The following is a 13,266-nucleotide window of genomic DNA, read 5'->3' as shown; positions in this document are numbered from 1 at the left end:
TAAAACAAGCGGAGAGGAATTCCCCGCTTCCTTCATTTTGCCTGCTTGCGGACGGCTTGAGGAGCCCTGGGGAAGCGCATGCGGATTTGCTAGAATCCCGGACGGCATCTTCATCAGAGGATTGATGCGGCAGCCCCGGATTCGGACGTTCTGATTTTGTCAGGCGCTTTGCAGCGGGCAGGGACAACAACAAGGTCTCCGAGAGCATCGAGAAATCCTCGCCGATTGCCTCATTCATCCCGAAGCGCGCGAAGCATCTCCACTGCGCGCCACAAAATACATTGCCCGGGAGGCCAGGAGCGCTTCCCTTTCCGCCCGACCCAAGGGCGGAATACCCGCAGGAGCGATAAGCCGTTCTGCCGGAGGGCTTCCAAAGAATTTATTGATTTCATGCAGTTTCCGACTCAGCGGAAATTCCGTGTGCATTCGGACTGCATGCCTCCCGGACGGCCCTCGTTCGACTCACTCCCAGTGAGCGGGCGAAAAGGGTTCTCCGCCGGCGAGGGCTCAAAGTTGGAAACATCGTGAACCTCTCGAAATTCCATCTGGCTGATTTTTTTCAGCAGAAGCTTAAGAAATGGAACTGGTCTGCGCTCTTGCCGGCTCAAGCTCTGCTTCTGCGCGAATTCCGCGCGGGTCACCCGCATCTGATCTGCGCTCATGGCGGAAGCGGCAAAACAACGGCTGCACTTCTGGCGCTCGCCGAGTATCTGAATCCCGAGAATGATTCCGGCCTCGAGCGCGGACGCGCTCCGCGCACCCTCATCATTACGCCGGGACTCGACGTTGCCGCACGCCTTTGCTGGCGCATGGATGCACTGGTCTACCCGTCGCGCGTCAATACCTTTCCTGCTCGTCCGGGAGAAGACTTCAACCGCAGGCGCCGCGCGCTCGTTGGCGTTGATTTCGTCGCCGGTCCCCCAAGATTCCTTGAGCGCGTCGGAGACGATTTCGGTCTTCGGCTTGACAGCGTTGAGCGCGTCATCGTGGCGTATTTCGAGTACTTTGCCGTCAACGCGGATGAATTGGCGCGGCTGAAGGCGCTCCTCGGAAAGCTTCCCCCTGAATCGCTCAAATCGCTCGGCATTCTCTCCAACTTCTGGAGCGACGGCATTGTCAAGGCCGCGGAGGACATTGTTCCCGGCTGCAGGGTTTTTCACCCCGGCGCCCGATACCAGCCGCCCGAAATTTTCGAGCGCTTCGACCTGGTTCCGAGGGCAACCAAATACTGCATTTTCTGGACCGACATTTCGAAGCTGCCTGAGGGCTCCCGGATTCTGGTCGTCGTTCCGCATCGCGCCAGAGCGACTGAATTTGAAGCGGCACTCGGTCAGCTGGATCTGCGCATCATCAACAACAAGCTTCTCTCGGAAGGCTGGTCCGGCGTCTCAAGGTCTTTAGCCCGGGGAACCAAGAGCCGCGTCCTGGTTGCAACGCCGGAGGATCTCAGATACATCCCTCCGGGAACCTTCGAATACGTCTTCGTCATGAATCTGCAGGGGTCCCCTGCGGTTTATGAACGCATTGCGGCGTTTGCCGTGCTGCGGGATCATCCCGGCGAAGTCCGCACCTACATTCACCGCGAGGATATCGACCTCTTTGTCTCGCTTCGCGCTCAGCTTGCTGCGGATCTGCGCTTTGTTCTTCGACAGAAGAAAAGCTCCGGCTTCCCGGATGGTCTGATGGAAACGGAGGAAGCCTGCGCTGCGCGCAGGGAAGCTCTTATGAGCCTTTCCAGCGAGGAGCGTCTCGACATCGTCTGGGAGCGCCTCAACGCGGATCCCGTGGAAGCGCCGGCGGCGGCCCCTGAAGCCGATATCGTGCTTCCTGAAATTCCCGACGACGCTTATGAAGTGTGCCGGCCGAGGGAGTCGCATCCCGGGGAAGCCTTCCTCTCAGCCTTCGGAGAGGCGCTTGCCAAAGCCGGAAAGATCCCCCGTAAGAAGGAAGCCGCAGCCGCTCCTGCCTCAGCTCCGGAAACGCCCGAACTTCCGGCATCTCCGGGCTCATGTGAAGTTGCGCCCGGGGTGACGGTCAGACAAATTCTTGAGCTCTCGGACATCGGTTTCGGCAGAAAGCCGCGCGCCGAAGCCCCGGCTCTTCCTGAAGTTTCCGCAGATGAGTCTGCAGCACCGCAGGAAGAGACCGCTCTTTCTGCGGAGCCGGCGACGGCTGAGGAGAAGGAAGAGCCGTTCTCCGCTTCTGAGGAACCGGTGGCGCTCGAAGCGCTTCCCGCGGCAGAGCCTCCTGAAGACGAGGCTCCTGGAGAAGCCGAAGAATCCGAAGCTGCCGGAATCCCTGAAGAAACAGAAGAACCTCAAGTACCTGAAGCCGTCGAAGAGACCGAAGAGGATGACGACTTCGAATGGGAAGAGGACGAGGATGAGGATTCTGCCGACTGGGAAGAGGATGATCTCCCTGAGGATGAAGACGAATCCGGCGAATACTCAGATGCAGAAGAGGACGAAGACTCTGAAGAATCTGAGGACGATGAGAACGAGCAGGACGACCTCTGCGAAGAAGAGGCTGATGAATCGCTCGACTCAGACTTCGGGGATGTGGACGACTTCGATGATGAAGGCGATGAGCTTGAGGACGACGCGGACGATGAGTACGACGAGGATGATGATGACGAGTCTGAAGCCGAAGACGTCTCTGAGGACGTGCCTCAGCCCCATCGCCGCACGCTCACGATTCGATCCGACTATCGTCCGAGCGAAGCGTATGAGCCTACGGTAACCATTACCGAGCCGCTTTCCTCCAATACGGTGGAGCTGCGCGCCGCGCAGGACCGCATGCGCCGGGCCATGAAGGGCGGCGAAAAGCTGACGCATCAGATGGTCGGCAAGCGCGGTACCATTCGTCAGTCGAAGCGCCGCCGGGAAGAGCCCATGCCTGAAATGGAAGGCATTCTTCCCGTTCAGCCCGGCGCAAAGCGTCCGGGGCAGAAGAAGTTCGGCCGCGGCACGAAGGACTTTAAGGACAATCGCAGGAATCCGAACGCAACCCGCCTGCGCAAGCCCCAGAACCAGAACCAAAAGCGCAGGACGCGCCTCGTGAAGGACGTGCCGGCTCAGCCCGAGCGTGATGAATTCCGGGATGAGGCGCTGACGGTGCCGCTCGCAGCGGACGATTTCCCGCCTCCTCAGGAAGAAGGTGAAAGAGCGCCGAGGAAGCGCCGCGAGAAGTTCAGAAAGGCGGGCGGCCCGAATCTCCGCACGCCCTTTAAGAAGCGCCGCGGTCCGTCTGAAAAGGAAGATCTCCCCATGGAGGCGCTTCCTGCCGAAGCTCGCCCCCAGGAACCCTTCACCGATGCTGCTTCATCGGGCGAATCTCCGGTTCCTGCCGTCGTGGAGAAAAAGGAAGACGGCGGCAGTCGACGTCGCAGAGACTTCTTTAAAAAGAAGAAGACGCCGCGCCTTGCGAAGCCCAAGCCTTCTCAGGGATTCCCCACGGACGATGGGTTCGAGGATGACGACAACTTCGGCAATTCCATTCACTATCGTCCGCGTCAGCCGAAGAAGTCCTCCGGGCTTCCCTGGCAGAGCTCTGGCAGCTGGGGGAATGACCAGCCGACGACGCTTTCCTTCGCGCAGACGACGCCTGCCGAAGACTTCGACCGCACCGGCATGCGGACGGTTTACGGGAGCACGCCGCCCCTCGACGGCATGAAGCATGACGGCGGGAAAAAGAAGTTTGGCAAATTCCGTAAATCCGGAAACTTTAAGAAAAAGTTCGGGGCTCGTCCGCCGCGCAAGCCGCGCAGCGAATAGCGGTTCGCTTAGAATCGGAAAACTTCTGCTTTTCCCGCGTGACGCCATGACGAAACTTAAAGTGAATGCGCTTCTTCTCGCCCTTGCTGGCGCAGCCCTTCTTTCGGGCTGCGCCGCGCCCGTGGGAACGGGCGGAGGAACGACCGCGCGCGGCGGACTGAGCAGTGCCGTCTCGCGCGATCCCCTTCTGGACGCGCCCTATCATTCAGAGGCAACCTGCGTAACGGAACGCCCGGTGACGGTGCTTTCCCGCATGAAGGAAACGCCTCTTGCCTGTGCGGATCTCGGCGTCTCCGCCACGCTTGACGAATTGCGCGATGCCGGCTGGCGCGTCGTATCGCTCGATATCGGCGAAGACAGCGAGAGCGAGCAGCACGTGGGATTCCCCGTCACCGTCATGATCCGCAAGCTTTTCTGATCACCTGAAAGCTTTTTATTTTTTGGAGTGCCTATGAATTCAACGAAGGAGGCGCTCGAGCGCCTGCAACGCTGCCGAGAAGAGATGAGCCGTCTTGGTCTCGCAGGCGTGATTGTTCCGACGGCGGATCCTCATCTTTCCGAGTATGTTCCGGATGACTGGAAGCTTCGGCAGGCGCTTTCTGGCTTCACGGGAAGCGCCGGCACGCTTCTCATTGCCGAAGGCGCAGCAGCGCTTCTGGCCGACAGCCGCTATTGGGAGCAGGCCGGGGTTCAGCTCCCCGGGGAAATCTCGCTTCTCAAGCTCACCCGGGAGCCGGTAGAGATGATTGCCGAGTGGTTTGCAGGACATGTTGTTCCCGGTAATGCCGTCGGCGCAGACATGGAGCTTCTCTCGGCAGACTTCGCTGAGAAGCTCTCCCATAAGCTCGCCCATGAAGGGATGGAGCTGAGAAGCAGCTTCCCCGACTGGAAGGTGCTCTGGCCTGAGCGGCCGCTCCCGCGTCTTTCTTCCGTGAGGGAAATGAAGCGTCCGGGAAGGTCGAGAGCGGAGAAGTTCTCTGCCGTGAGAGCGCGCATCCGTGAGGCAGGCGCTTCTGCGGCGCTTTTCACGCTTTTAGATGACGTCGCCTGGACTACGAATCTGAGGGGCGACGACGTGCCCTGCAACCCTGTCTTTCTCGCGAACCTGCTCGTCAGCGAAGAAGACGCCGTGCTTTTCCTCGATCCCGGGAGGCTTCTTCCCGGCATTGAGGCGCGTCTCATGGACGACGGCATCTCGCTCGCTTCGCCGGAGAAGCTCCCCGAAGTGCTCGAACGCTGGGCGAAGGAACTGCGGATCCTTGCCGATCCGGAACGCACGAATGCAGCGCTTTTCGGATTGATTCCGGAGGAACGGCGCGTCTCGGGCGCTTCTCCCGTGATGATGCTCAAATGCATGAAGACTCCCGAAGAAATCTCGGCCATTCGCGAAGCGCATGAACGCGATGCGGTGGCGCTCGCAGAGTTCTACGCAGAGCTCGATGAGCGCCTGACGAAGGGCGAGCGGGTAACGGAAGCGGATTGCGCCCGGATGCTGCATGCCTGGCGCGCCAGGGACGAGGAATTCTTTGAGGAAAGCTTCCCCACCATCGCCGCCTTTGGGCCGAATGCGGCCTTTCCGCACTATGCGACGCCCGCAGAGGGCGGTGTTGCTCTCGAAGGCGACGGGCTTCTCCTCATTGACTCGGGCGGCCAGTATGAATGCGGTACGACCGACATTACGCGCATGACGCCCGTCGGCAAGCCGACTCCTGAAATGAAGCGCGACTGCGGTCTTGTGACCCGTGCGATGCTGAGGCTTCTGAAGCTCCGCTTCCCCGAAGGGTCGACCGGCGCCGGCATTGACCTCGCGGCCAGAATCGACCTCTGGTCGGAGGGGCTCGACTTCGGTCACGGCACGGGACACGGCGTCGGTTATGTGCTCAATGTCCACGAAGGTCCGGTCACCATTTCGCCGCGCGCCCGGGCGATTCCGCTCGCTCCCGGGAATGTGCTCTCGGACGAGCCGGGACTCTATCGGGCCGGACGCTGGGGGATCCGCGTCGAGAATCTGATGGTCTGCCAAAAGGACATTGAAACGGAATTCGGCAGATTCCTCAGGTTCGATGCGCTCACGATGATGCCGATTGATACGCGAACGCTCCCTGAGCCCTTCGGCGACCTTGCCGACGATCTCAACCGCTTCAATGAAGCGCGGCTCGCGTTCCTGATGCCTCGCGTTTCCGACCGCTGCCGCCGGTGGCTTGAACGGGCGGTGAAGCCTGTTAAAGCGGCCTGAGGCTTTGAAAGCCCATAAAAAAGCTCCCGTCAAGCCTGAACGACTTACGGGAGCTTTTGTTTCTGCATCGCCTCGTCTCCTCCTTCTGAGAGGAGACGAAAGGAGAACGACGAGCTGTTCTTTGCGAAGGATTACTTGGCGTGGTTGTACCAGCTGGCGCCTTCGGAGAACTCATAACGCTGCGTTTCAGCGTTGTTGGCGATCTGCTCAGCACCGATCGAGTAGTTGGTCCACATCGTGATGGAGCCGCCGACGATCATAAGGAGAGCAACGATCAGCATGCCCTTGCGAAGACCGGTGCGGTCGCTGCCGGCGCGCTGGTCCATGATCTTCGTTTCGGGGTTCTTCGCGAAGATGTCCCACTTAACAGCAAGACGATAGAGGCCGATCATGCCGTGCAGTTCCGTGCAGACGAGGAAGATGAACGTGTAGAGGAGGCCGTTGTGATAGGTGTGGACGCCGATGAGGTTGGGGTCAAAGCCGTGCGGATTGACGAGCATGCTCATCAGGTGCGGGAACACGAGGAAGAAGAGGCAGAAGGCCGTGATGAGCTGAACCCACCAGAGGGTCGTGTCTTCGTGATGAACGAGCTTGACGTGCGAGCGGATGTCATGGAGCTGCTTGTAGGAGGTCGGGAAGCGACGCAGCGCGCAGAACATGTGAACGATCACGCAGAGGAAGATGAAGCCAACGAAGACGACGTGCATCCAGGCATGGTCGGCGCCGTCGAGCCAGACGCCGCCGGAGGTGGCGATCAGGTTGGCGAAGAGGTCCTTGCCGAAGTTCACGGAACCCGTGAAGGCCATGTGGCAGAAAAGGAAGATGCCGAGGATGAGGCCGGTGACGGACTGCGCCACGTCAAGGCGGGCAGTGCACTTGCTCTGGCGCTTGGCATCCTTGAGGCCCACGCCCCAGACATTGTCCGTAGCGGTCGGCGTATGGGAATATTTTTCTTTATCAGTCGCCATTTTCGAATGGTCCTAGAAGTTGGAAAAAGGGGAAATGTCCTGGAGCATCGTCCGGACATGGGATTCGGATCTCTTTGACCGAATGATGAGCTGTCGGCGACCTGCTCTATTTGATTTTCGTCAATAAATATTGCAGAACGAAACGGCATGTATCTTGCTTCGCGCTCTAAAAATACGCGTATATACGTATGAAAAGGCTTATTTAAACCTTATGTAAAAGCAGTAATCAGGGTTAATACTGACTTTTGACGTTTAAAAAAATGAAGCATGCCGGACGGTGAAGGACCATAAAAAAACGCCTCCCCGTGAAGGGAGGCGTTCGGGCAAATTTCAGGCCACTGGCTTATTTCGTGCCGAAAATGCGGTCGCCGGCGTCGCCCAGACCCGGAACGATGTAGGCGTTTTCGTTGAGGCGTTCGTCGAGGGATGCCACATAGAGATCCACATCCGGATGAAGCTTCGAGAAGACCTCGACGCCTTCAGGTGCGGCGACAAGCGCCATGAAGCGGATGCTTTCGCCCGGCACGCCGCGCTTTTTAAGAACGTCCACGGCATGAGCGGCGGAGTAGCCGGTAGCGACCATCGGGTCGACAACAATGAAGGTTCGGCCGTCGAGCTGCGCGGGGAGCTTGACGAGGTATTCAACCGGACGATGATTCTCGTCGCGGTAGAGGCCGATGTGCCCCACGCGCGCAGAGGGCATCAGCGTGAGCAGCGCGTCCGACATGCCGAGGCCGGCGCGAAGAACCGGAACGATCACGCACTTCTTGCCGGTAAGCATCGGGGACCAGCAGTGGGCAACGGGCGTTTCAACCTCTTCGAGCGCAACGGGGAAATCGCGCGTGAGCTCGTAACCCATGAGGAGCGCGAGCTCGGAGAGGAGCTCGCGGAAGTCGCGCGTGCTCGTACGCTTGTCACGCATGAGAGAGAGCTTATGCTGGACGAGCGGATGGTCAACGATATGCAGGCGCGGGAAACGAGGATCGGTCTTCATGGCTTAGGGCTCACACAAATTTCAGAATTGGCGGGAATCGGGCAGAATGCCTTGCGAGTTATTATAGGAAGGCGCCGGGCTCTGCCGTATGACGCCCGTTTTTTGCCCAAATTCAATGGAGTTCAACGTGAAGCTTCGCACTCTCGGCATGATGCTCATCCTCGTGCTTCTCGCCGTGTTTCTGATCATCAACTGGTCGGCGCTTTCGCAGGAAACGACGGTCAATCTCGTCTATACCGAAATCACCGCACCGCTCGGCATCATTGTCGTGGTGGCTTTTGCCGCCATCATTGCGCTCCTCATGATCTATACGATCTGGCAGCAGGCGAGCGTCGTGATGGAAATTCGCCAGGCGCATAAGGAAGCCCGCATCGCCCGTCAGGCGGCGGAGGATGCCGACAAGAGCCGCATTACGGAGCTCGGCAAGGACATGCGTGCGCGCATGGATCAGCTCGAAGCCCTGATGGTGGCAAAGACCGAGGAGCTCAATAAATTCATGAAGGAGCGCGGCGACCAGCAGGACCGCGAGCTTGCGCTTCTGCGCGACCAGCTGAAGGAAGAGCAGACCGCGCAGCGGAATGCCGTTTCTGAAAAGCTTCTCGACATCGACAAGAAGGTTTCGAACGTGCTTCCCGCCACTGAAGGCGAAGTGAAGGATGAAAAGAAGAAGAAGGAGCTTTTCGGCGAACTCTTCTGACTGCCTGCCGCAAAACGCATGCGTGAAGGCTGAAGCAAAAAAATGCCCCGTCTGAATGAAGTTCAGCGGGGCATTTTCAATTCGGCGCCGGCGCCCGACAGGATTAAGCCTTGTGGTAGCCCGTCACGGTTTCGACTTCCTCAGCAGCGCCGAGGAACACCGCCACGCGTTCGTGGATGTTCGTCGGGACGATGTCGCGGATGCGTTCGTGGCCGTTCGTGGAGGCGCCGCCCGCATTCTCCATGAGCATCGACATGGGATTGGCTTCATAGAGGAGGCGGAGCTTGCCGGCGCGCTCGGGATTTCTCGAGTCGCGCGGATACATGAAGATGCCGCCGCGCATCAGAATGCGGTGCACTTCGGCGACCATGGCCGCGACCCAGCGCATGTTGTAGTTCTTGCCGCGCGGACCATCCTTGCCCTGAAGGAGTTCGGAGATGTAGCGAACGACCGGCGCTTCCCAGAAGCGCTGGTTCGACATGTTGATCGCGAATTCCTTGGCTTCGCGCGGAACGCGCACGTTTCCCTTCGTGAGGCGGAAGGTGCCCGTCACGTCGTCGAGCGTGAAGAGGAAGACGCCGCGGCCGAGCGTAAGGGCAAGAATCGTCTGCGGACCGTACATGCAGTAGCCGGCCGCCGTGAGGTTCCTGCCGGGCTGCAGGAAGTCCTGAGGCGCCGGGACGCGCTTCGGACGTTCGGCCGGAAGGATCGCGAAGATCGAGCCGATCGAGACGTTGATGTCGATGTTGCTCGAGCCGTCAAGCGGGTCGAAGCAGGCGAGATACGGTCCGAGGGGAAGCTCCTCCGGAACGGCGATGGGTTCGGGAACCTCCTCGCTCACCATGCCGCAGACGGCGCCGGTGCGGGCGACGGCTTCAACGAAGATGTCGTTCGAAATGATGTCGAGCTTCTTCTGCTCTTCACCCTGCACGTTTTCGCTGCCGGCAAGACCGAGCACGCCCGCGAGGGCGCCTTCGCGGACCTTGGCGGAAATTTCTTTGCAGGCCTCGGAGATGCCGATGAGAAGACGGGTGAGAACCGGGTCGGAGCCGGCGAGCGCTTCCTCGCGCGAGAGGAATTCCTGAAGTGAAAGGGGAGTCACAACAATGTTTCCTTTAGGAAGAATGGAAAAAGGGAAGGTCAGAGCGGATTGCCGAGCGCCTTTTCGATGATTTCAGCCACATTGGGCGAGAGTTCGCTGCGCTTGGCTTCAACCGACTCGAGGGCGGCATGCATCTTTTCGGCAAGTGCGGGGGTGTAGCGGCGCCAGTTGTCGAGCGAGCGCGCCACGCGGGCGGCAACCTGCGGATTGATGCGGTTGAGTTCGAGCACCATTTCGGCCCAGAAAGCGTAGCCCGATCCGTCGGCGAGATGGAATTCGGACGGATTCTGCTGGAAGTACCCGAGAAGGAGCGCATAGACGTTGTTCGGGTTCTTGAGCGAGAAGAACGGGCAGCGCGTCAGTTCGCGCACGCGCTCGAGCACGCGGGCTTCGCCCGGGAACGAGGGCGCGGTCGCCTGAATCGTGAGCCACTTGTTGATGAGAAGCGGTTCGTGGTACCAGGCCTTGAGGGCGTCGACTTCCATATCCTGCTTGGCGGGCGTCTGGGAATTCGCCATCATGTGAAGCGCCGCGAGCTTGTCCGTGAGGTTGTTGGCCGTCATGAACTGATCCTTGATCATGATGGCGGCGCGCGGAGAACCGGCCGCATGGGCATAGCCGAGGGCGAGGTTGCGCAGCGCCCGCTTGCCGGCCTTTTCGGGGGTCGGCTCGTAGGGACCTTCAACGATGTTCGCCTGAGCCGTTTCAAGGAACGCTGAAATGTTCTTTTCGCCGATCGCCTGACGCACGGCAATCCAGCCGGCATGAACGGCATGCGGGTCAATGAGCGGATCCTCTTCGGCAACGAGCTTTTCGCCAGGCATCGTGAGCGCCACGGCCTTGAAGGCGGGCGAGAGATTCTCGTCGCGCAGGATCTTCGAAGCGGCGCTGATGACGAGAGGAGAAACGTCTTCCGGCGTCTTCAGAAGGCGCGCGCGGGTCTGGGCGTGAACGGCGTCGATGAGAAGCCGGTTCATCGCATCCCAGCGGTTGAAGGGATCCGGATCATTGGCGGCGAGGAAGGCGAGCTCCTCCTGCGAGAGGCCGGCATCGAGAATGATCGGAGCGGCGAAGCCTCGGTTGAGCGAAACGACGGGCTGCTCCTCAAGGCCGCCGAAGACAAATTCGGTCGTTTCGTCCGTGAGCTCGAACATGCGGGTGCCGGCTGCGGGCGCTTCGTCCTCGTCCGCAAGCTGCACGGGCATTTCCTCTCCGCGGCTGTTGAGGAAGGCCACGGGGAAGGGAATGAGGAAGGGCTTCTTCACGGACTGACCGGGCGTCGGAGGCGTCGACTGACGAACGTTAAGCGTGAGCCTGTGGTTCACCTCATCCCAGTGCCTGCGGACGGTAACGCGCGGCGTGCCCGCCTGCGAATACCAGTTGGCGAATTCCGTGAGGTCGCGTCCGGAAGCTTCGGCCATCGCGTTGATGAAGGCTTCGCACGTGACGGCATGACCATCGTTCTTGGCGATGTAAAGGTCAAAACCCTTTCTGAAGGTTTCGCGGCCGAGGAGCGTCTGGAGCATGCGGATCACTTCCGCGCCCTTTTCGTAGACGGTGCTCGTGTAGAAGTTGTTGATGTTCTGGTAGCTTTCGGGGCGGATCGGGTGCGCCATCGGGCCCGCGTCCTCCATGAACTGCGCCGCGCGCAGAACGGAAACGTCGCGGATGCGCTGCACGGCCCGGGCAGAGGGTTCGCCCAGCATGTCGGCCGAGAATTCCTGATCGCGGAAGACCGTGAGGCCCTCCTTCAGCGTGAGCTGGAACCAGTCGCGAAGCGTTACGCGGTCGCCCGTCCAGTTGTGGAAGTATTCGTGGCCGACGACGCCCTCAATGCGCAGGTAGTCGCTGTCGGTCGCGACCTTGGGGTTCGCGAGCGCGCAGCGCGAATTGAAGATGTTGAGGCCCTTATTTTCCATCGCGCCGAAGTTGAAGTCGTTCGTCGCGACGATCTTGAAGTCGTTGAGGTCGAGCTCAAGCCCCCAGCGCTCCTCATCCCAGCGGATGGCGCGCTTGAGGCTTTCAAGCGTGTGTTCGGTCTTGTCGAGATCCTGCGGATCAACCCAGACGGAAAGATCCACCGTGCGGCCGTCCTTGAGGCTGAACTTAGAGGCGCGCGAGACGAGCTTGCCGGCGACGAGCGCAAAGAGGTAGCAGGGCTTCGGGAACGGGTCGACGTAGGTGACTTCGCGGCGGCCGTCCTCAAGCATGCGGTCTTCGGTCAGATTGCCGTTCGAGAGCATGACGGGGAAGTCCTCCGTGGAGCCGCGGATGACGATTGTGTAGCGGGCGAGAACGTCCGGACGGTCCTCGAAGAATGTGATGCGGCGGAAGCCCTGGGCTTCGCACTGGCTCATCAGATTGACGCCCGAAGCGTAGATGCCCGAAAGCGCGGTATTGGCCCTGGGGCTGAAGGTATTCACGATTTCGAGCTTCTGGGCGCTCTTGATGCCGGGAATGGTGAGGCCGCTGCCTTCGACTTTGTATTCGCCGTCCTTCAGTTCACGGCCGTCGAGCGAAACGGATCTGAGCGAGATATCTTCGCCGTTCAGAAAGAGCGGCGGATCCTTTTCCGTGCATTCGGGATTGGGCCGAACCTCAAGCGTGCTTTTGACAAGCGTTTCCTCGGCGTTGAGGTCGAATTCGAGCCGGATGGTGTCGATGAGATGCGTCGGCGCGCGATAGTCGCCGCGATAAATGGTCTTGGCCATGTGCTTTATGCAAAAAAAGCGGGGGACAATCCCCGCGAAGGAATGATGGAGCAGATTTTAAGGCGCGCCGGGCCGCGCGGGCCAAGATTGCCGGGCAAACAAAAAGCCCGGCGCCTCTCAGTGAGGATCCGGGCTTTTCGGTTTCAGGCACGAGCCTTGAAGCGATTACTTCTTGGCGGTGTCGAACTTGAGGATGTAGCCGTAGTTGTGGCCGGCGGTCGGATGGCAGGCGAGGCAGTCGACATTCTTAGCCTCGGGACCCATGTGGCGATGGATTTCGCCGAGCATCGGACGCTTCGGATCGTACATGCGGGCCACGTCATGGCAGCCGCGGCAGGCGGCCCAGTTGCGGTCCATCATCTGAGCGTGGACGGCTTCAGCCATTTCCTGGCGCATTTCAATCTGCTTTTCCGGGGTGCTGAGGTGACCGGCGATTTCGCCGAAGAGCGACTTCGAGCCGGCGATGGCCTTGTCGATCAGCAGAGCCGTGTAGTCGATCGGACCGGCGAAGTGGTTCGATTCATTCTTGAGGTGGCAGTCCGAGCAGCCGGCAGTGGCGCCGGAAGCCGTACGGAAGTGGTCGCCCTTCTGATAGGCAACGTAGGTGGCGTCCATCGAGTGGCAGAATTCGCCGCAGAACTTTTCAGTGCCGGCCCAGTGAACAACAGACGTGAGCACGCCGACGAACACGATGCCGATAGCAACGCCGACAACGCACCAGAGAGCAAGGTACCAGGGGCTATCTTTTTTCATTTTGTAAACCTGTCTTTATTAGGGGATCGGTC

At 59.9% G+C, this 13,266-nt stretch carries 9 protein-coding genes; 4 read left to right on the top strand and 5 right to left on the bottom strand.

From position 1 onward, the window contains the following. Positions 1 to 596 precede the first annotated feature (596 nt). Genes GBM95_RS00975 through GBM95_RS00965 form a run of 3 tightly spaced genes read left to right on the top strand, consistent with a single transcriptional unit; the run spans position 597 to position 6,009 of the window. The gene (locus GBM95_RS00975) at positions 597 to 3,773 is read left to right on the top strand and encodes a DEAD/DEAH box helicase family protein (protein ID WP_152157377.1); all 3,177 of its coding nucleotides are present in this window, start codon (positions 597 to 599) and stop codon (positions 3,771 to 3,773) included. A 46-nt stretch (positions 3,774 to 3,819) separates the two neighbouring features. Continuing rightward, positions 3,820 to 4,191 carry a hypothetical protein gene (locus GBM95_RS00970; protein ID WP_152157376.1) on the top strand — a complete coding sequence of 124 codons (372 nt, stop codon included), beginning with the start codon at positions 3,820 to 3,822 and terminating at the stop codon, positions 4,189 to 4,191. A 33-nt stretch (positions 4,192 to 4,224) separates the two neighbouring features. Beyond that, the gene (locus tag GBM95_RS00965) at positions 4,225 to 6,009 is read left to right on the top strand and encodes a M24B family metallopeptidase (RefSeq protein ID WP_152157375.1); all 1,785 of its coding nucleotides are present in this window, start codon (positions 4,225 to 4,227) and stop codon (positions 6,007 to 6,009) included. 131 nt (positions 6,010 to 6,140) lie between these two features. Here GBM95_RS00965 and GBM95_RS00960 read toward each other — a convergent pair whose 3' ends face one another. Both GBM95_RS00960 and upp read right to left on the bottom strand, forming a co-directional pair. Continuing rightward, a complete protein-coding gene (locus GBM95_RS00960; RefSeq protein WP_152157374.1) occupies positions 6,141 to 6,977 on the bottom strand; it encodes a fumarate reductase subunit C in 837 nt (278 codons plus the stop codon). Between the two features lie 343 nt (positions 6,978 to 7,320). Beyond that, on the bottom strand, positions 7,321 to 7,971 hold the full coding sequence (gene upp, locus GBM95_RS00955; RefSeq protein ID WP_152157373.1) for a uracil phosphoribosyltransferase: 651 nt from the start codon (positions 7,969 to 7,971) through the stop codon (positions 7,321 to 7,323). Positions 7,972 to 8,098: 127 nt separating this feature from the next. Here upp and GBM95_RS00950 point away from each other — a divergent pair, with 127 nt between their 5' ends. Next, positions 8,099 to 8,668 carry a LapA family protein gene (locus tag GBM95_RS00950; RefSeq protein WP_226963099.1) on the top strand — a complete coding sequence of 190 codons (570 nt, stop codon included), beginning with the start codon at positions 8,099 to 8,101 and terminating at the stop codon, positions 8,666 to 8,668. Positions 8,669 to 8,771: 103 nt separating this feature from the next. Here the strand turns inward: GBM95_RS00950 and GBM95_RS00945 are convergent, their stop codons facing one another. The 3 genes from GBM95_RS00945 to GBM95_RS00935 form a co-directional block, all read right to left on the bottom strand. Next, entirely contained in the window at positions 8,772 to 9,770 is a 999-nt protein-coding gene (locus tag GBM95_RS00945; RefSeq protein ID WP_152157372.1) for a class 1 fructose-bisphosphatase, read from the bottom strand. Between the two features lie 38 nt (positions 9,771 to 9,808). Further along, positions 9,809 to 12,481: an aminopeptidase N gene (pepN, locus tag GBM95_RS00940; protein ID WP_152157371.1), complete on the bottom strand. Its 2,673-nt coding sequence runs from the start codon at positions 12,479 to 12,481 to the stop codon at positions 9,809 to 9,811. Between the two features lie 165 nt (positions 12,482 to 12,646). Then, positions 12,647 to 13,234, bottom strand: coding sequence for a cytochrome c3 family protein (locus tag GBM95_RS00935; RefSeq protein ID WP_152157370.1), 588 nt, complete (start codon positions 13,232 to 13,234; stop codon positions 12,647 to 12,649). Positions 13,235 to 13,266: the final 32 nt, after the last annotated feature.

The organism is Sutterella seckii (genome assembly GCF_009183815.1).
GTDB classification, from domain to species: Bacteria; Pseudomonadota; Gammaproteobacteria; order Burkholderiales; family Burkholderiaceae_F; genus Sutterella; species Sutterella seckii.
Note: the sequence above shows the minus strand (reverse complement) of the source record. Positions and strands in the feature narration are given on the sequence as shown.